This is a genomic window from Nocardioides sp. AE5, from assembly GCF_031844485.1.
Lineage (GTDB): Bacteria > Actinomycetota > Actinomycetes > Propionibacteriales > Nocardioidaceae > Nocardioides.
This window is the reverse complement of record NZ_JAUZVI010000005.1, coordinates 149,352-168,528: the sequence shown is the minus strand read 5'-3', so window position 1 is coordinate 168,528 and position 19,177 is coordinate 149,352. Positions and strand designations below refer to the sequence as shown.

The 19,177-nt window shown below is 69.8% G+C and carries 17 protein-coding genes; 7 read left to right on the top strand and 10 right to left on the bottom strand.

The genetic code is table 11. The annotated features are described in order from the left end of the window. Window positions 1-55: 55 nt before the first annotated feature. Window positions 56-2,287: a 2OG-Fe(II) oxygenase gene (locus Q9R27_RS09780; RefSeq protein ID WP_311252189.1), complete on the top strand. Its 2,232-nt coding sequence runs from the start codon at window positions 56-58 to the stop codon at window positions 2,285-2,287. A 516-nt stretch (window positions 2,288-2,803) separates the two neighbouring features. Continuing rightward, window positions 2,804-4,753: a thioredoxin domain-containing protein gene (locus Q9R27_RS09775; protein WP_311252188.1), complete on the top strand. Its 1,950-nt coding sequence runs from the start codon at window positions 2,804-2,806 to the stop codon at window positions 4,751-4,753. A gap of 10 nt (window positions 4,754-4,763) precedes the next feature. On the opposite strand, the gene Q9R27_RS09770 is transcribed toward Q9R27_RS09775, so the two are convergent. Next, window positions 4,764-5,483 carry a hemolysin III family protein gene (locus Q9R27_RS09770; RefSeq protein ID WP_311252187.1) on the bottom strand — a complete coding sequence of 240 codons (720 nt, stop codon included), beginning with the start codon at window positions 5,481-5,483 and terminating at the stop codon, window positions 4,764-4,766. A gap of 116 nt (window positions 5,484-5,599) precedes the next feature. Between Q9R27_RS09770 and Q9R27_RS09765 the strand changes: the two genes are divergently transcribed. The 4 genes from Q9R27_RS09765 to Q9R27_RS09750 all read left to right on the top strand — a co-directional run bounded on the left by Q9R27_RS09765 (window position 5,600) and on the right by Q9R27_RS09750 (window position 9,334). Next, a complete protein-coding gene (locus Q9R27_RS09765; RefSeq protein ID WP_311252186.1) occupies window positions 5,600-6,376 on the top strand; it encodes an isoprenyl transferase in 777 nt (258 codons plus the stop codon). A 298-nt stretch (window positions 6,377-6,674) separates the two neighbouring features. Next, a complete protein-coding gene (locus Q9R27_RS09760) occupies window positions 6,675-8,000 on the top strand; it encodes a PhoH family protein (RefSeq protein ID WP_397219666.1) in 1,326 nt (441 codons plus the stop codon). 200 nt (window positions 8,001-8,200) lie between these two features. Next, entirely contained in the window at window positions 8,201-8,884 is a 684-nt protein-coding gene (locus Q9R27_RS09755; protein ID WP_311252184.1) for a lytic transglycosylase domain-containing protein, read from the top strand. An 18-nt stretch (window positions 8,885-8,902) separates the two neighbouring features. Further along, entirely contained in the window at window positions 8,903-9,334 is a 432-nt protein-coding gene (locus Q9R27_RS09750) for a hypothetical protein (RefSeq protein ID WP_311252183.1), read from the top strand. Window positions 9,335-9,349: 15 nt separating this feature from the next. Here Q9R27_RS09750 and Q9R27_RS09745 read toward each other — a convergent pair whose 3' ends face one another. The 9 genes from Q9R27_RS09745 to Q9R27_RS09705 form a co-directional block, all read right to left on the bottom strand. Beyond that, complete coding sequence (locus Q9R27_RS09745; protein ID WP_311252182.1) at window positions 9,350-10,888, bottom strand: acyl-CoA synthetase; 1,539 nt, start codon at window positions 10,886-10,888, stop codon at window positions 9,350-9,352. Continuing rightward, window positions 10,821-11,603, bottom strand: a complete 783-nt coding sequence (locus tag Q9R27_RS09740) for a hypothetical protein (protein ID WP_311252181.1) — start codon at window positions 11,601-11,603, stop codon at window positions 10,821-10,823. The genes Q9R27_RS09745 and Q9R27_RS09740 overlap by 68 nt, the downstream gene beginning before the upstream one ends. 4 nt (window positions 11,604-11,607) lie before the next feature. Beyond that, entirely contained in the window at window positions 11,608-11,904 is a 297-nt protein-coding gene (locus tag Q9R27_RS09735; RefSeq protein WP_311252180.1) for a hypothetical protein, read from the bottom strand. Then, entirely contained in the window at window positions 11,901-13,181 is a 1,281-nt protein-coding gene (locus Q9R27_RS09730; RefSeq protein WP_311252179.1) for a hypothetical protein, read from the bottom strand. The genes Q9R27_RS09735 and Q9R27_RS09730 overlap by 4 nt, the downstream gene beginning before the upstream one ends. A 14-nt stretch (window positions 13,182-13,195) precedes the next feature. After that, window positions 13,196-14,416: an SPFH domain-containing protein gene (locus Q9R27_RS09725; protein ID WP_311252178.1), complete on the bottom strand. Its 1,221-nt coding sequence runs from the start codon at window positions 14,414-14,416 to the stop codon at window positions 13,196-13,198. A gap of 123 nt (window positions 14,417-14,539) precedes the next feature. Then, a complete protein-coding gene (locus Q9R27_RS09720) occupies window positions 14,540-15,937 on the bottom strand; it encodes a class II fumarate hydratase (protein WP_311252177.1) in 1,398 nt (465 codons plus the stop codon). 22 nt (window positions 15,938-15,959) lie between these two features. Then, window positions 15,960-16,637, bottom strand: a complete 678-nt coding sequence (locus tag Q9R27_RS09715; RefSeq protein ID WP_311252176.1) for a hypothetical protein — start codon at window positions 16,635-16,637, stop codon at window positions 15,960-15,962. A gap of 8 nt (window positions 16,638-16,645) precedes the next feature. After that, window positions 16,646-17,392: a hypothetical protein gene (locus tag Q9R27_RS09710; protein WP_311252175.1), complete on the bottom strand. Its 747-nt coding sequence runs from the start codon at window positions 17,390-17,392 to the stop codon at window positions 16,646-16,648. Beyond that, a complete protein-coding gene (locus Q9R27_RS09705) occupies window positions 17,389-18,417 on the bottom strand; it encodes an MBL fold metallo-hydrolase (RefSeq protein WP_311252174.1) in 1,029 nt (342 codons plus the stop codon). Before Q9R27_RS09705 ends, Q9R27_RS09710 begins: the two co-directional genes overlap by 4 nt. 155 nt (window positions 18,418-18,572) lie before the next feature. Between Q9R27_RS09705 and Q9R27_RS09700 the strand changes: the two genes are divergently transcribed. Next, on the top strand, window positions 18,573-19,121 hold the full coding sequence (locus tag Q9R27_RS09700) for an NAD(P)H-dependent oxidoreductase (protein WP_311252173.1): 549 nt from the start codon (window positions 18,573-18,575) through the stop codon (window positions 19,119-19,121). Window positions 19,122-19,177 lie beyond the last annotated feature (56 nt).

Below are 19,177 nucleotides of genomic sequence, written 5' to 3'. Positions count from 1 at the left end.
TACGAGGGCGCCTCGCCCGTTCATCGGCCGGGATCTGCTCGATAGGTTGTCGGCCATGGCGAAACTTGCTCGGGAGAAGATTGCGCTGCTGCTGCGCGGGGACGACGAGACGGGATCATTCAGCGTTGAGACGTCGGCGCCAGCAGCCGGCGTGACGCTGTCGGTGGATGGGGTCGGCCCGGTGAAGCTCCCGGTGGGGGCACCGCAGGAACGGGCGCTGGTATCGGTCGCACGGCCAGCCATGTTCGGGCGGGGTGAGGAGACACTGACCGACACCTCGGTGCGTGACACCTGGGAGCTGACGGCCGATCAGGTGACCCTGGGTGGGGCATGGGACCAGGTCCTCGACGAAGTCCTGCTGGAGGTGCACGAGGGTCTCGGGCTGCCGCGAGGTGCGCGCCTTCGCGCCGAAATGCATGCACTCCTCGTCTATGGGCCGGACCAGTTCTTCGCGCCGCACCAGGATTCGGAGAAGGGCGACGAGATGGTGGCGACGCTGGTGGTGTCGTTGCCCTCAGTCCACTCGGGCGGCGAGTTGCTGGTGAGCCACGGTTCAGAGACCCGGTCGTTCCGACATTCTGATCGCGGGTCGATCGGTTTCGTTGCCTTCTATGCCGATTGCGTCCATGAGGTTCGCCCGGTCCGCTCGGGACGGAGGGTGACGTTGACCTTCAACGTGTTCCTCAGCCAGGAATCAGGGGCGATCGAGACCGATCCCGAGGAGGAGTTGGCGTCCTTGCTCAGTGAGCACTTCTCCACCCCGGTGCCGCGGCGCTGGTCGGATGAGTTGTTGCCCGCGCCCAACCGCTTGGTCGTGCTCCTTGACCACCAGTACAGCCAGCGGGGGTTGACCTCCGGTCGGCTCAAGGGACGTGATGTCGAGTGGGTGCGTCGCCTACGTGCGGCTGCTGATCGGGTCGGTGCACTGAGCGCTCTCGCCCTCGCCGAGGTGCATCAGACCTGGACTGCCGAGGAGGATCATCGTTCGTGGCGCCACACGTACGACGATACCGATGACTGGAACGTCGACGGTGCACCGGCGTACGAGGTTGGCGAACTGATCGAGGACGAGGTGTCGCTGGGGTGGTGGAAACGGTCCGGCACCGGCAGTGGGGAGCAGATCAGGCTCGGGGTCGACGAGAGCGAGGTCAGTGCCCTCACGCCGACGGCCTCGTTGGCGCCGTACCAATCCGAGTACGAGGGCTACATGGGCAACTATGGGAACACGCTCGACTATTGGTACCGCCGAGCCGCGATCGTGCTCTGGCCGGGTGAGCGGGATTTCATTGCGCGGGCCGAGGCTGACCTGCCCCAGGCGGTGCTGGAACTGGGTGCGCGGCTGAGCAGCATGGATGACCTCGAGCGTGCCCGGGCCGATGCCCGAGAGCTGGTCGGCCTCCTCGGAGCAGGCAACGCGGGCCCGCTTACTCCACTTCTGTCGATTGGCCACGCCGTGGATGACCCTGATCTCGCCCATGACCTCCTTGCCCGCCTCGGCGGCGAGGTGCTGGGCACCGAGCATGCGGTCGCACTCGCGACGACAGTTGAGCGGTATGGGAAACCTTGGGGGCGGCGCCTGATCGAGGCGTGGTTCCCGGTGGGCGGCTACCGGCGCGGGCCCTGGACGTGGGCGAGTGAGACCTTGCCCGGTCTTGCGCCAGCGCTGCGGGAGTCCGGCGCGGAGGACGTCGTCATCCATGTGTGCCGCCGGATCTGGGCCAGCATGGCGATCGCCATCAGCCTGGCCCTCGAGTTGGGGCCTCGCGCTCGGGCAGCGAGCATGGAACCGCTCGTCAGCCCGGCAGCGGCGCTCTTCGCGACGTCAGGTGATGAACAGGTCGGGGAGTTCGTCGGGACGCTCGCTGCGTACGACGACGGCGTACTCGATCTGGAAAGGCCGCTGCTGCGTCGCCTGGGCGCGGAAGCGCCGCGCGCGTTGGTCGAGGACGCCGTACGACGGCTGGAGATCGCGCTTGAGGCGCCGCCCCGCCTTGCCAATGACTGGTCGATCGCCTGGTCGGGCTGCGGTTGTGAGTTGTGCGAGGGCTTGCAGGCATTCCTGAGTGACCGCGATGAGACCGAGCTCGACTGGCCATTGCGGGCCGATCGGCGGCAGCACATCCACCAGCGCATCGACGCGGCCGAACTCCCCGTCACGCATCGCACGATCCGCAAGGGCAGCCCCTACGTGCTGCGCCTTACCAAGGATCCTCGCCTCCATGAGATGGAGGGGGAACAGCGTCGCCGGGCAACCGTCGACCTGGCGTGGCTGCGCAGTGAGTCGTGACCGACCACCAACGCGGCCGGCGTATCACTTGCGCGCGAAAGCAGTGAAGCCTTTCCGGCACCAGGTGCCGGAAAGGCTTCACACTGGTGTCGAGGAATGCGCCTGTCAGGCGCGGCACATGATCGCGTCTCCGTCTCCGTGGCCGTGGCTGGGGTCAGGGCCCGAGGGTCCCGATGGGGATGACGTGTACGCCGTCCGGGCGGAGGCCACCGGCCCCGGTGCTGGTGATGACGCCAAGGCAGGACGGCTCGCCTTGCCGACTCGACCGTTTGCGGATTTCTTATCTGACCTTTTGCGGGCCCAGCCAGATGGTTGCGACACCGTCGCAACAATCTCCCTCCCCGCCCGCCGTCGCTTGGACTGGGGGAGGAGATCAGTGCTCTCGACCTCATCCCGCCCGGGTGTGCTCAGGGGCTCCCGTGCCGCCTCGGCCAGCGTCATGCGTTGCTCCTCCCAGGCGAGCAGCGTGGACTTCCTGCGTGCTGCCAGTGCGGCCACCCCTCCTAGTCTGGAGCCATGGCGAATCGACTGGCCTCGGCGACGAGTCCCTACCTGCTCCAGCACAAGGACAACCCGGTGGACTGGTGGGAGTGGGGCGACGACGCATTCGCCGAGGCGCGGCGCCGCAACGTCCCGATCCTGCTGAGCGTCGGGTACGCCGCCTGCCACTGGTGCCACGTGATGGCGCACGAGTCGTTCGAGGACGAGGCCACCGCGGCGTACCTGAACGAGCACTTCGTCAACATCAAGGTGGACCGCGAGGAGCGGCCCGACGTCGACGCGGTCTACATGGGTGCCACCCAGGCAATGACCGGCCACGGCGGCTGGCCGATGACGGTGGTGCTCGACCACGACGGCAACCCGTTCTTCGCCGGCACCTACTTCCCCGACCAGCCCCGGCACGGCAGTGCCAGTTTCCGCCAGGTGCTGGAGGCGCTGGTCGACGTCTGGGCCAACCGCGTGGACGACGTACGCCGGGCAGCGACGGAGATCCGCGACCACCTGCAGGCGGCCGCGCGCCTCGAGTCAGGGCGGATCGGCGAGGAAGTGCTCGGCGCCGCGGTGAAACGACTGGCCAGCGAGTTCGACGGCCAGAACGGCGGCTTCGGGGGAGCGCCGAAGTTCCCGCCGGTGATGGTGCTCGACTTCCTGCTGCGCCACCACCGGCGGACCGGTGACGAGATCGCCCGGCGGATGGTCGACGCCACCTGCGTGGCCATGGCGCGCGGTGGGATCTATGACCAGATCGGTGGCGGCTTCGCGCGCTATTCGGTCGACGCGGGGTGGGTGGTGCCGCACTTCGAGAAGATGCTCTACGACAACGCCCAGTTGCTCGGCCTCTACGCCCGCTGGGGCGGCAACCGCGTCGCCGAGGAGACTGCGGACTTCCTGCTCCGCGAACTGCGCACGCCCCAGGGCGCCTTTGCCTCCGCGCTGGACGCGGACAGTGAGGGCGTCGAGGGGAAGTTCTATGCCTGGACGCCGGCGCAACTGGTCGAGGCGCTGGGGGAGGAGGACGGCGCTTGGGCAGCCGAGGCGTTCACCGTGACCGAGGCGGGCACCTTCGAGCACGGCTCCTCCACCCTGCAGTTGCGCACCGACCCGGACGACCTGGCCCGCCTGGCACAGGTCAAGGCCAGGCTGCTGGCAGCTCGGGAGGAACGGGTCCGCCCCGAGCGCGACGACAAGGTGGTCGCGGCCTGGAACGGCCTCGCGATCACCGGGCTCTGCGAGGCAGGCACGCTGCTGCGCAGGCCCGGGTACGTCGCAGCCGCGGCCACCGCGGGCCAGTTGCTCTGGGACCTGCACCTGGTCGACGGCCGGCTGCGGCGGGTCTCGCGCGATGGTGTCGTCGGGCGCCATGCCGCGGTGCTGGAGGACCTCGGCTGCGTCGCCTCCGGCTTCCTCTCCCTGGTCCAGGCCACCGGCGATGCGGTGTGGCTGGAGCGGGCGCGGGTGCTGCTCGATGACGCACTGGACCGGTTCCGGGCCGACGACGGTGGCTTCCACGACACGGCGTACGACGCGGAGGAACTCATCTCCCGTCCCCGCGAGATCTCCGACAACGCGAGCCCGTCGGGGCAGTCGGCGATGGTGCACGCCCTGGCCACCTATGCAGCGATCACCGGCTCCGGGCCGCACCGCACGGCGGCCGAGGAGGCGCTGGCGGTGCTGGCCACCGTTGCCGAGCGGGCCCCGAGGTTCGCTGGCTGGGCGCTGTCGGCGGCCGAGGCGATGCTCGAGGGTCCCGAGGAGATCGCCGTCATCGGTGCTCCGGGAGCAGCCCGGGATGACCTGGAACTGGCCGCCCGGCGGCGCCACGGAGCCGTGGTCGTGGTTGCCGAGCCAGGGCGTGACGACATCGCGCTGCTGATTGGCCGCACCGAGGTCGACGGCCGCCCGGCGGCGTACGTCTGTCGCGACTTCGTCTGCGCGCGCCCGGTCACCGACCCGACGGCACTGTGACCGGACCGGGTCAGCGCAGGGAGTACGTCGCGAGCGAGACGCCGACGTAGTGGGTGACGAAGGCCAGGATGGTGAAGGTGTGGAAGATCTCGTGGAACCCGAACCAGGTCGGTGCCGGGTCGGGACGCTTGAGGCCGTAGACCACGCCGCCGAGGGTGTAGAGGACACCGCCGGAGGCGACCAGGACCAGGGCGCTGACCGCGATCCCGGTGTTGAACTTGCCCGCGCCCTCGATGAACTGCGGGATGAAGAAGACGGCTGCCCAGCCGAGTCCGATGTACATCGGGGTGTAGAGCCAGCGGGGCGCGTCGGTCCAGAAGACGCGGAAGAAGACGCCGCCGATGGCGCAGGTCCAGACCACTGCCAGCAGGGTGATCCGGGCGCCGCCCTCCAGGAAGAGCACGGAGAACGGGGTGTAGGTGCCCGCGATCAGGATGAAGATGTTGGCGTGGTCGAAGCGACGCAGGAACGCCCAGGTCTTCGGGGACCAGGTGCCCCGGTGATAGATCGCCGAGACGGTGAAGAGGATCAGTGCGCTGATCGCGAAGACGGTCGAGGCGATCCGGGTCTCCGTGGTGGGGGAGAGCACGATCAGGACGATGCCGGCCGCCAGGGCCAGCGGCGCGGTGCCGGCGTGGAGCCAGCCGCGCAGCTTGGGCTTGATCTGGGCGATCTTCTCCTGGGCGCGGTCCACCGCCTCGTCGAACCGGTTCTGCACGATCTCGTTCATGGACCATAAGTTACGGCACCGTAGGTTGAGTTCGCACCTCCTGAGAGGAAACTCACCGCGAAGAGTGGCGTGGCAATCTCCCGGGTCCTGCTGGTCAGCGGCGCTAGCATCGACGTGTGGCAGATCTGAAGCGGGCGATCAGGCGGGTGCTCTACCCGGCGTACGAGGCACGGGTCGTCAAGTTCCTGCCGCAGGACAAGTTGCCCAAGCACGTCGGCGTGATGCTGGACGGCAACCGGCGCTGGGCCAAGGCGGTGGGCGCCGACACCGCCCAGGGGCACCGCGCCGGAGCGGCCAACATCGAACCGCTGCTCGGCTGGTGCGAGGAAGTCGGCATCGAGGTGGTCACCCTGTGGCTGCTCTCCACGGACAACCTGAACCGGCCACCCGATGAACTCGCGGCGTTGCTGCCGATCATCGAGGAGGCGGTCGCCTCCCTGGCCGACCAGAAGCGCTGGCGGCTGCACCCGGTCGGCGCGCTCGACCTGTTGCCGCAGGAGACCGCCGAGCGGCTCAAGCAGGCTGCCGAGGAGACCCGTGAGGTGGACGGCATCCTGGTCAACATCGCGGTCGGCTACGGCGGGCGGCAGGAGATCGCGGACGCCGTCCGCTCATTGCTCGCCCAGGCTGCGGCCGACGGCACGCCCCTGGAGGAACTGGCCGCGAGCGTCAGTGTCGACCTGATCGGCGAGCACCTCTACACCAAGGGCCAGCCCGATCCCGACCTGGTGATCCGTACCTCGGGGGAGCAGCGGCTCGGTGGCTTCCTGCTCTGGCAGAGCGCGAAGAGCGAGTTCTACTTCTGCGAAGCCCTGTGGCCCGACTTCCGCAAGGTCGACTTCCTCCGCGCGATCCGGGCGTACGCCGAGCGGGAACGTCGCTTCGGCGCCTGACGCGCCGCGCAACGCCGCGGGCGTACCACGCGGTCCCGGCGACACCGAGATGTCATCCAACGGTCGCCCCCCGTTCGGGCGTGTCGCCCGAATCGCGGTGCCCGGCGGCGTACGTTCGGTGCACCGGCGAGTGGGGAAGCTCGCCGCACCAGGAGGCCGCTCGTGAGGCATCACGATCCGAGGACAGACACCACGGTGACTGTCGTGCGAGGGAGCCGGCACTCCGGCTTGCGGCGCACCTCCCGGTCCGACAGTTCGAGTTAGGGCCGGGGCGGGAGTGCGCGCGCCGGTTCATGAGGTGAGACCCGTGGACAACGAGAAGCAGCCCGCGCCCCGCACCTACGTGCTCGACACCAGCGTCCTGCTGGCCGACCCGGGTGCGATCAACCGCTTCGAGGAGCACGAGGTGGTGCTCCCGGTCGTGGTGATCACCGAGCTGGAGGGGAAGCGCCACCACCCCGAGCTCGGCTACTTCGCCCGCTCGGCCCTGCGGATGCTCGACGAGCTCCGGGTCACCCACGGGCGCCTGGACACCCCGATCCCGGTCGGCGACCTGGGCGGCACGATCCGGGTCGAGCTGAACCACACCGACCCGGCCTCGCTGCCCAGCGGCTTCCGGCTGGGGGACAACGACACCCGGATCCTGGCCGTGGCGCGCAACCTGGCCAACGAGGGCGCCGACGTCACCCTGGTCTCCAAGGACCTGCCGCTGCGGATCAAGGCGTCCGCGGTCGGGCTCGACGCCCAGGAATACCGGGCGGAAGGGGTCGCCGAGTCGGAGGCCGGGTGGACCGGGATGGCCGAGATGGAGCTGGCCGGAGACCAGGTCGACGAGCTCTACGAGGACGGCGTACTCGACCTCGACACCGCCCGTGACCTGCCCTGCCACACCGGCCTGGTGCTCCTCTCCGAACGCGGTACGGCGCTGGGTCGGGTCGGCCCCGACAAGCAGGTGCACCTGGTCCGCGGAGACCGCGAGGCCTTCGGCGTGCACGGCCGCTCTGCCGAGCAGCGGATCGCCCTGGAGATGTTGCTGGACCCCGAGGTCGGCATCGTCTCCCTGGGTGGCCGGGCCGGGACCGGCAAGTCCGCGATGGCGCTCTGCGCCGGCCTGGAGGCGGTGCTGGAGCGCAACCAGCACAAGAAGGTCGTCATCTTCCGCCCCCTCTTCGCTGTCGGCGGCCAGGAACTGGGCTACCTGCCCGGCTCGGAGAGCGAGAAGATGTCGCCGTGGGCCCAAGCGGTCTTCGACACCCTCGGCGCGATCACTTCGCGCGAGGTGATCGAGGAGGTGCTCGACCGCGGCATGCTCGAGGTGCTGCCGCTGACCCACATCCGCGGTCGCTCGCTGCATGACGCCTTCGTCATCGTCGACGAGGCCCAGTCGCTGGAGCGCAACGTGCTGCTCACTGTGCTGTCGCGGATCGGGGCCAACTCCAAGGTGGTGCTCACCCACGACGTCGCCCAGCGCGACAACCTGCGCGTCGGACGCCATGACGGCATCGTGGCCGTGGTCGAGAAGCTCAAGGGACACCCGCTCTTCGCCCACGTCACGCTGACCCGCTCCGAGCGGTCCCCGATCGCGGCGCTGGTCACCGAGATGCTGGAGAACGTCACGATGTGACCGGTCTCGCGTGACCGCTGGGGTGGGCGAGTCGGGTGTGGCTGATGTGACTCGACTCGCCCGTCCGCGGTGGGGTGTCGGTTTGCCTCGCCCTGCCGCGTCAGGCACAGTGGTCCGTGATCTTTCCGTGACCTGCTGTGTCCTGTGGGGGGAAGCGCGCTGGCACGGATCGCCTCCTGTCCTCAACCCGTGGGTCTCCCTTGTCAAAGCACCAGAAGTACACGCCCAAGCACCGGGTGGTCCGTGAACCACGCCTGCTGAACGCCAAGCGCTTCGCCGTTTCCGGCGCGCGCAGGTCCGTGGTCTTCTCCTCGGTTGCCGTTGCCGCCACCGGTGCGGTCGTGGGTGCTGGCGTGCTCCAGGGCACCGACAAGGTGCAGATCACCGCGGCTGCCTCCGACATCGCCTCCACGCTCCCCGAGATCGCACTGGCTGCCGAGCCGGCCGACGCCGACGTCCCCGAGCGGTCCCAGCAGGTCTCCCGCTCGGACCGGCGTACCGACAGTGACGCGCTGAAGGCGGCCCAGCTCGAGTCGACCACCACCGAGGCCAACGTGGTCACCCGCACCGAGGACGCCTCGGACGCCGACCCGCGTGACATCGCCCGCCTGTTGCTGCCCGAGTATGGCTTCAGCGACTCCCAGTTCACCTGCCTGGACAAGCTCTACATCTCCGAGAGCAACTGGCGCGTCGACGCCGACAACCCGACCTCGTCGGCCTACGGCATCCCGCAGGCACTGCCCGGCAAGAAGATGGCCTCCGAGGGCGCCGACTGGGCGACCAACCCGGTGACCCAGATCCGCTGGGGCCTGCGCTACATCCAGGACCGCTACGGCACCCCGTGCGCCGCCTGGTCCTTCAAGCAGGGCCACAACTGGTACTGAGCCGATGACGCTGTGCCGATGACCGTGGCCGACCTGGCGGTCGAAACCCGTCTCGTCCTGCTCGCCGGAGGATTCGTCTTCGTGTGGGCGCTGGCGCTCGGCGTCGTGAAGTACGCCCAGATCTCGCGCTCCCCGCAGGCCCAGGCCCACATCTACATCGACATCGCCCACCGGGCCGCGCTGATGTATTCATTCGCGATCCTGCTGATCGCGGTCTTCGCCGAGCTCAGCGACTGGCCCACCGTGGTCGACCTGGCCGCGGCCTTCGTGCAGATCTTCTTCTTCGTCGCGGCGATCGCCTCGTACACGTGGCACGGCCTGCGCCGCGACACCGACAACCAGCTGCGCCACCCCTCGGGTGCCCTGACCGGCTTCATGATCGCCCTGATCATCGGTGAGATCGGCGGCTTCGTTGTGCTCCTGGCCGGGTTCGTGCACGCCTGGGCCTGAGCAGCCCAGCGCCCGTCAATCGGACAGGCGCTTCTTCTGGACCTTGCCCATCTCGTTGCGCGGCAGCGACGCCACGAAGCGCACCTCGCGCGGGCGCTTGTGCGCCGACAACTCGCTCCCGACGTACGCCGTCACCTCGGCGCTGGTTTCCGCCGCCAGCGCAGGGTCGTCGAGCACGGCCGCGGCAGCGGGCACCACGAAGGCGACGATGCACTGGCCCAGGTCGGCATCCGGCATGCCGATGATCGCGCACTCGGCCACGTGGGGATGCCCGAGCAGCACGGACTCGATCTCGCCTGCCCCGATCCGGTATCCACCGGACTTGATCAGGTCCACTGATTCACGCCCGACGATGCGGTGCCTCCCCTCCGGGTCGATCACGGCGACGTCTCCCGTGCGGAACCAGCCGTCGTCGGTCCATGCCTCTGCGGTGGCGTCGGGCCGGTTCAGGTAGCCGGCGAAGACGGTGGCCCCGCGCACCTCGAGCCGCCCGACGGACTCACCGTCGTGGGGGACCGGGGCGCCGGACTCGTCATGCAGGCGGGTCTGCACCCCCGCGAGCGGCGTCCCCACCCAGCCAGCGCGCGGGGCGCCGTCGGCACGGGTGGCCACGGTGATCAGGGTCTCGCTCATACCGTAGCGCTCCGCGATCCGGTGGCCGGTCAGTTCGCGGATCCGCTCGAAGACCGGCGTCGGCAGGCCGGCGCTCCCGGAGACGAGCAGTCGCGCCCCGCGCAGGGCGGCGGCGTGCTCGGGCGCCTCGGCAATCCGCGACCAGACGGTGGGTACGCCGAAGAAGACGGTGGCACCCCCGGCTGCGGCCGCGGCGTACGCCTCCGGGCCGGGACGACCGGTGTGGATCAGGCCGGAGCCGGCGCGGAGGGCACCGAGGACGCCGAGGATCAGCCCGTGCACGTGGAAGAGCGGCAACCCGTGGGCCAGGACGTCGTCGGCGGTCCAGGCCCAGGCATCGATCAGGCCGTCCAGGCCCGCCCGGATCGCGCCATGGGTGAGCAGCACGCCCTTGGGGGCTCCCGTGGTGCCTGACGTGTAGAGGACCAGCGCGACCCGGTCCCCGGGCACCGCGTCGAGGTACGCCGCGTCGATGCGTGCAGGGTCGAGGTGCGCCGGCTCCGTGGCGGCAGCGACGGTCGTGGTGTCCACGGGGATGACCCCAAGGCCGTGCGGGTCCGCCGGTGCCGCGCCCAGCCAGGCGTCCGGGGTGGAGTCGGTGAGGATGTGGGCGAGTTCGCGGGCCCCGGAGTCCGGCGGCACCGGGACCACTTCGACCCCGGCACGCAACGCGCCGACCACGGCCACCACCGTCTCCATGGTGGGCCGGGCCAGCACCGCGACCCGGCGCCGACCGGAGAGCATGCCGGCCACGCGCGCGGCCGCGGCGTACACCTCGGCGTGGCTGAGCGTGGTGCTGGCGACCGTGATCGGGTGGCGGGGGCCCAGTGGTACGTCGTCCGGGCGGGGCCGTTCACTGGGGTTGATCGTCTGCTCCGCTGGTGAGTTCGCGAGCAGTGCCGAGGGCGAGATCGAGGGCATCGAGGTCACCATTGGGGGCCAGTTCGATTTCGCCGGCCATCAGTTCGCGGCGTGCCGAGGCCTCCAGTTCCCGCTCGGCGGCGACCAGAGCGACCGCCTTGGCGGAAGTCCGGTAGACCCAGGTCCGGGCCGTGGCCTGTTCGGGTGTGTCCTGGTGGCCCGGTTGTGCCTCGGCGCGGGCCAGGGACTGGACCAGGGTGCGCATCCGGTCCTCGTTGACGGCTACCGCTGCGCGGGCCTGCGCGGCGCCGTCGAGTTCCTCCAGTCGGCCAGTGGCCCCCACCCAGTCGGACCAGGCATCTGCCAGCCCGCCGCGGAGCACCAACCGGTGCTCGCGCTGGCCAGCGACCAGCGCCCGGGCATCGTGCGCCGCCAGCCCGAGCGTCGGCACCAGCAGTGCCCACAACACGATCTTCGCCGCGAGCGGGCCGACCACCACGCCGAGGACGACCAGCAGTGGTGCCACCAGCGCCAGGGAAATCGCCAGTCGGGCGCCGAGGACGGTACGCCGCCGGTCCCACGCCGGTGCCCGGTGGTGGGCGAGGGCAGGGTGGGGGAGGGACACCCGCGACGTCCGGGAGCGCTGGTAGCGCCGTAGCGCCGCCTCCTCCGGCGAAACCGCAGCAGTGTCGCCACGCAACTCGGCGGAGTCGCGGGTCCAGCGCTCGACGCGGCGGTCGTGGGCGCCGGCTCCGGGATCGGGATCGGCAGCCATGGGCTCAGTGTAGGCGCTGCACCCGGGTCCGGTGGTCGCCGGCATTGTTGCCGTTGATCGACCTCCGCTTCGTGCCGCGGACTTCGTCCACCTTGTGGTCCTGGCCGGTCACCGGCTGGGCGTCGATCAGCGTCTCGGTCTCGAACGCATGCGACTTGTCGATGTTGCGGTAGAAGCGGAACAGCATCCAGTACACCCCCGCTGCTCCGGCAGGACCCAACAACAGCAGGACCCACGGGGTGTCGGACTCCGACGACGCCTGTGCGACCAGGTGGGCCGCCTCGATCACCATGGTGTTCATGAGACCGCCAGGATCGCGACGGCGATGCCCTCGAGCACCGTTCCGGAGGCCAGCGCGGCCAGCGCCAGTCGGCCGTGCGAGACGGGGACGCTGCCCATGGTCTCGCCAGTGCGGCCATTGACCGCGATGTAGTGGACCATCGCCCGTCCCTTGTCCTCGTGGTAGAAGGAGTAGAGCCACACCGGCAGGTACATCGACACCCACCGGGTGCCGTGGACGGTCAGCCGTTCGGCCTCCCAGCGCACCCCGCGGTCATAGCGCCGGATGGAGTCGCGGACCTGGGAGCGGGCGATCGAGAGCAGTTGGTGCTCCAGGGCCGGGACCAGTGCCTCGACGTCTTGGTCGCGGCGCTCGGAGGTGTAGCCGACCAGGTAGTTGGCGTTCCACTGCACGGCGTTCTTGGTGTCGAACGGGAGGATCGTGTTGATCACGTTGTTGGTGTTCACGAACGCGGTCATGTCGGCCCGCTCGGCCGACGACTCCAGGGTCAGGTCGTCGACGGTGAAGCTGACGCTCCGGTCCACCCGATAGACGTCCGCGTCATACACGGTCTCCTTGTCGTCCCCGCTGCCCCGGGTGTAGCGACGGGTCTGCACCTCGCCGTGGCCGTGGACGTCGGCACTGACGTTGCCGTCGACCACCATGTAGGGCAGGTAGACGCCGACCACGTTCTCCGGCGTGAACTCGGAGATGAACTGCCGGTGGGCGAACGTCTTCCGCTTGTCCGCGAAGGCGCGGATGTGCTCGACGGCCTGGTCTCGGGTGATGCTGAACGGGAGGACTGCGTCGGGGACCGCGCCGTTCGGCACCTGCTGGTTGACGGTGAGCACGTGGCGACACCAGTGGCACCGCGAGGACGTCGCCTCGGCCGTGTTCACCACCACTTCGGCGCCGCAACCCGAGCATTTCATCGTCAACATGCCCGCGTCGGCGTCGATGGTGCCGGCGCCCGAGGCGACCGTGGTGCCGGTCAGGTCGCTCAGCGCCACCTCGTCGGCGACGATGCCCTCGATCTGTGTCTCCGCCCATTCGTGCCGGCAGAAGAGGCAGATCAACATGCCGGTGGTGACCCGCAACTGGATCTCGGTCGCCCCGCACTTGGGGCAGCGGTTGACCCCGTCGTGCATCCGTTCGTTGGCGGTGTTGATCACCGCCTCACCGGACGGCTCCGGGGTGGCGTACCCCGGAACCTGTCCGTGGGGTGGGATCTGGCCGTGCGGTGGAGCCGGGGCGTCCGCGGGGACGCCACCCTCCGGCGCAACAGGTGTATCGGTCATGGAATGCTCCCCGCCTAGAGGCCCAGCGCCTTGGCCTTCGCGGCGTCGTAGTCCTCCTGGGTGATCAGGCCCGCGTCCAGCATCTGCTTGGCCTTGGTCAGGGTCGCCATCGGGTCGTCGGCTGCCGGTGCCGGTGCCGGTGCCGGTGCGGCGGCCGGTGCCGCTGCCGGCTGTGCGGGCGGGGCCTGGGTCGACTGGGCGCCGACACCCGGAACCGGCTGCTGCAGTCCGCCGAGCCCGACCGAGCCCGCGGCGATGCCCATCCCCATCATGCCGCCGGGGCCGGCATTGGCACCGGCCTGCTCGAAGCCCGAGGCGACGGAGGCCTGCAGGTTGGAGTTGCCGCGGGCACCGGAGAGCGCGTCGGCGCGCTGCACGTTGCGCAGCAGCTCACGGGTGGCCTCGTCGTACTCGATCGAGATGATCGCGGTGGAGACGATCTCCAGTCCGCGGCCCGAGCTCCACGAGTAGTTCTGCTCGACCGCGGCCGAGAGGCTCTGCGCGAAGCCGATCGAGTCCTGCTGGATCTTGGTGATCCGGTTCCCCTTCGAGGGATCATTGGTGTACATCGAGAACGCGGGCGCCAGCGAGCCGACGACCTCATTGAAGAGCTGGGCGGCGGCGTCATTGTCGACGTCGGTGAAGTCGAAGACCTTGCCGGGCTCCAGGTAGGACGCCGGGACGAACGCCTTGATGAAGAGGATCGGGTCGACGATGCTCAGGGTGTAGGTGCCGCGGGTGACCGCTCCCACCTGGGCGTTCATGTAGGCGTCGTCCCAGTAGATCTCCGACTGGGTGCCGAAGCGGTTGTTCGGCAGTTCCTTGAGACTGACGAAGTAGGCGCGCTGCTGGGCGCTGGGCCGACCGCCGAACTTGAAGCGCTCCCACGAGGTGGTGACCAGCGGGCTGACGAGGCCGTTCCCGGCGAAGATCGACTGGGAGTCCTGGGCCTCGGAGTTCCACTCATAGGCGCCGGCCTCTGCGGCGAAGCCGGTGATCGCGCCGTCCTGCATCAGGACCAGGCCATAGCCCTCGGGGACCATGATCTTGCTGCCGTTGGTGATCACACCGTCGGAGCCCTTGGTGTTCGACCCACGCCCGGCGTTCTCACCCCGGGCCACGGCGGAGAACAGTGCCGCCGTGGGCGCGAGACCGTTGGGGACCGTGTAGAAGTCCTTCCACTGGTCGGCCAACGTGCCGCTGACGGCGCCGATCGCTGCCTGAATGAGTCCCATGGTTGCCCCTTGCTCTCGCGATTGAACAGGATGGTTTCCACCCTAGTGGTGCACACTCCTTCCCGCAGGCGGTTTCGCGAAACGTTGCCAGCGCCCGCAACCCCGCGCGGGCGCCAGCGGTGGTCAGGGGCGCGTCATCGAGGCGACGTCCAGTGCCTCGTCCAGCTCATCGACGGTCAACGAGGCGCCGTCGGCACGGTCGGGCGAGGTGAAGCCCATCGCGATGACCGTCTCCCGGATCGTCCGGCCCTTGGCGAGTGCTTCCTTGGCAACCTTCGCTGCGTTCTCATAGCCGATGTGCTTGTTCAACGGAGTGACCACCGAGGGGGAGGACTCCGCATAGCGCCGCATCCGCTCCACGTCGGCGGTGATCCCGTCCACGCACCGGTGCGCGAGCAGGGTGGAGGAGGTGGCCAGGATCCGGATCGACTCCAGCAGGTTGCGCGCGATCATCGGCAACATCACGTTCAGCTCGAAGTTCCCGGCCGCACCACCGGTCGCGATCGCCGCGTCGTTGCCGATCACCTGGGCGCAGACCTGGAGCGTTGCCTCGGGGAGCACCGGGTTCACCTTGCCCGGCATGATGCTCGACCCGGGCTGCAGGTCGGGCAGGTGGATCTCGGCCAGCCCGGTGGTGGGTCCCGACGACATCCAGCGCAGGTCGTTGCAGATCTTGGTCAGCCCGACGGCGTACGTGCGCAGCACGCCGCTCAACTCGACCAGCGAGTCGCGCGTGGACTGTGCCTCGAAGTGGTTGCGCGCCTCGGTGAAGGCGAGGCCGGTCAGCGTGCCGAGCTCCGCGATCACCGCGGACGAGAAACCGGGGGGCGTGTTGATCCCGGTGCCGACCGCGGTGCCACCCAAGGGCACCTCCAGGACGCGGGGGAGGACCGCCTCCAGTCGCTCGTGTGCATAGCGGACGGTGGCGGCGTACCCACCGAACTCCTGGCCCAGCATCACCGGCGTGGCATCCATCAGGTGGGTGCGCCCGGACTTCACGTGGTCGGCGAACTCGCCGGCCTTTGCCTCCAACGAGGCGGCCAGGGTGTCCAGTGCCGGGAAGAGGTCCTCGACCACTGCCATCCCGGCAGCGACATGGATCGAGGTCGGGAAGGTGTCGTTGCTGGACTGGCTGGCATTCACGTGGTCGTTGGGGTGGACCTCGACCCCGGCACGGGCCGCCAGCGAGGCGAGCACCTCGTTGGTGTTCATGTTGGAACTGGTCCCGGAGCCGGTCTGGAAGATGTCGATCGGGAACTGGTCGTCGTGCCTGCCGTCGGCGACCTCGGCGGCGGCCGCCGTGATCGCCTGGGCCTGCTCGTCGGTGATCACCCCGAGTCCGGCGTTCACCCGGGCGGCGGCCAGCTTGACCAGGGCAAGGGCCCTGATGTGGCGCGGCTCGAGGACCGAGCCGCTGATCGGGAAGTTCTCGACGGCGCGCTGGGTCTGGGCCCGCCACAGGGCATCGGCGGGCACCCGGACCTCGCCCATGGAGTCGTGTTCGATGCGGAAGTCAGTCATGGCATCGACGGTAGTCCGTTGCTCAACGCCGGGCGACGTAGAGCCAGTACTCCTCCTCGCGCCCCTGCAGCAGTACGTCGTGGCGCACCGCTTCCGCGTTGCCGAAGACCCCACGCAGGTCCGCCTCCAGTTCCGGTGCGGCTGCTGCCGACCAGATGACCAGGGCGCCTGCCGTGACGGCGCGGGCCGCGGCGAGGAAGGGGCGTCGATAGAGCGCGGCGTTGGTCTGGTGCACCAGGTAGCCCGGGCCGTTGTCGACGTCGAGCAGCACCACGTCGTACGGCGCCCCGGTCGCCTCGGCGATGGCGCGGGAGACATCATTGACCACCACCTGGAGCCGGTCGGCAGCCAGCAGTCTCGGCCCGTGGCCGATCGTCCCGTCGCGCATCCAGTCGACCAGTGCCTGCTCGATCTCGACCACGGTGCACGCCTCGACCCGCGGATCGGCGAGCACCTCGGCGGTGGTGAAGCCCAGGCCCAGGCCACCGACCAGGACCCGCCGCGGTTCGGGGACCACTGCCAGGGCGGCGGTGGCCATCGCCCGCTCCGAGCCGGTCTCCAGCGTGTCCATCACGAAGATCCCGTTGGCCCGCAGTTCCAGCACCGGGTTGGCGCCCGGCGAGCGTCGCTCGCGCAGCACCAGTTCCCCGCGGGGCGACTCGTGGCGGGCGATCTCGACGTACTCCACTGGCTCGTCCATCCCGTCCATCACCCGTGCCACCGCCAGGTCCGGGAGCCGTCCTCGCCGGCCCACAGCGCCAGGCGGCGCGGCTTGCCACGGCGTACGCCGTCGAGGAGGAGCGTGCCGCGGACGGGATGCGCGGCGGACTGCGTGCCGTCGGGGCGTGCCGCGTACAGCGAGCGTCCCTTCCCGACCCGGTCCGCCCGCACCTGCCCGGCCGCGTCGATGATCGTGAACCCGGGCGTGCCGGGGTGGCCGACGGTGTGGTGGGCGAGGGGGCGCCAGGTGCCGTCCAGTGCCGCGGTGAGAATGCGGCGTTGGCGCACCATGGCGCGCAGGCAGAATGCGCCGAGGAGGGCCAACCCGGCCAGCGCACCGCCCATGCTCAGCCACATCGCCAGCGGGGACTGGGTCTGGGGTTCACCGGAGGTGGCCCAGACCTCGACCTCGTCGCCGACCTCCCACCGGGTGCACAGATCCGTGTGGCCCGACACCTGCTGGCCGTCCTCCTCCCAGGTCAGCGTGTAGTCGTGCCGATGGCGGCGGGTGCACGGCGATGCCCGGTCCACCTCGCTGACGGTGGCCGTGTGGCGCTCGCTCTGGCCGAACAGGTGCTCGGCAACCTCCGGCTTTAAGACGGTGAGGAAGAGCGCCAGCGACGCCGCGATCAGCGCTGCGCTGGTGACCAGCACCACCACGGCGACGGTGGCTGCCCTGCGCGCACCGATCAGCGCGTCGCGCTCGGCCGGTGGCAGGTGGTGCTGGATGGTCACGGTCGCCACCACGGGTTGGCGGGCAGGTCGTCGAGGATCCGGAACCGCTCGCCCGGCCGCGGCAGGGCGAGCGTGGTGTCGCCGGCCTCGCGCACCAGCCACTCGATCGGATCGGCCCAGGCGTGGAAGGCCAGGTCGAAGGTCGCCCAATGGATCGGCAGCAGCACCTGCCCGCGCAGGGTGGCGTGCGCGTGCAGGGCCTCGGCCGGATCCATGTGGATGGAGCGCCAGCGCCGGTCATAGGCACCGATGGGCAGCACGGTCAGGTCGAACGGACCCTCGGACTCGCCGATCGAGGTGAAGCCGTCGTGGTGGCCGGTGTCGCCCCCGAAGAAGACCCGGGCCTCGTCGGTCGCCACGATCCACGAGGACCAGAGCGTGGTGTTGTTGGTGAGGAAGCGGCCCGAGAAGTGCTGGGCCTCGGCGCAGGCCAGGCGCAGCGAGCCGATCTGGTGCTCCTGGCCCCAGTCGAGTTCCACGATCCGCTCCGGGGGGACGTCCCAGCGGCGCAGGTGGGCACCGACGCCGAGGGGGACGACGTACACCATGGACTGGTGGCGGGTGAGCCACTCGATGGTGCGGGTGTCGAGGTGGTCGTAATGGTCGTGCGAGATGAGCACGGCGCTGAGTTGCGGCAGGTCGCGCAACGCCAGGGGCACTGGGTGGTGGCGTCGCGGACCGACCTGGCCGGACGGGGAGACCCGCTCGCTCCACACCGGGTCGGCCAGCACCCAGTGACCACCGACCTCGAGGAGCACGGTGGCGTGGCCGAGCCAGGTCGCCGCGCAGGTGTCGGCGTCGGCCGGCAGGTCCGGGGTGGCCAGGGGCACCGGCCCGGTCGGTCGACCACTGCGGCCCTTCAGCGCGAAGTCGCGGATCAGGCTCGCCCGGGACTCCGTGGGCACTCCTGACGTGTCGGGCCTGCGGTTGTGGAACGCGCCGTCGTGGAAGTGGGGCGAGCCGTCGAAGGCGCCCGGCCGCGGCCGGGCGCCGAGGCTGCGTGGGAGGGGGAGGCTCGGGGGCACGCTGCGATCTTCCCGCATCCGGCCAAGCCCCGGGCGAGTGTGGTCCGGGGTGTGATCCGGGGCACGTCAGGCGGGCGCGGGAATCACTTCAGTCTTCAACTTGTTCTGTTGCGCGTATCCCGACACTCCGGGCACCAACCACACAAGGAGAACTCGTGAAGATCGGCATCATCATCGGCAGCACCCGCAACGGCCGCCTTGGCTCGGGCGTCGGCAAATGGGTCTACGAGGAGGCGCTGGCGCACGGTGGCGCCGAGTTCGAGTTGATCGAACTCGACGAGTTCAACCTTGAACTGCTCACCGACGCGACGGTTCCCGGCGCGGCGAACCGGCAGTACGCCGACGAGAAGGTGCGCCGCTGGAGCGAGAAGATCGACTCGCTGGACAGCTTCGTCTTCGTCACTCCGGAATACAACCACTCCGTGCCGGCCGCACTGAAGAACGCCTTCGACTCGATCTTCCCCGAGTGGGGCGGCAAGGCCCTCGGCCTGGTCGGCTACGGCGCCGACGGGGCCGTCCGCGCCGTCGAGCACTGGCGCACCATTGCCGCCAACGCGCACCTGGTCGCGGTCCGCCCGCAGGTCTCGCTCAGCCTCTTCACCGACTTCGCCGAGAGCGGCTTCGCCCCGCAGGAGCGTCGCCAGGGCGAACTCGCCGCGGTCCTGGACGCGGTCATCGACCTCGGGACCAAGCTCCGCGGCTGATCCTGCAGCCGCCTCCCGTGCGTTCCTGCCCGATCGACGTGATGTTTCGCGTCGAT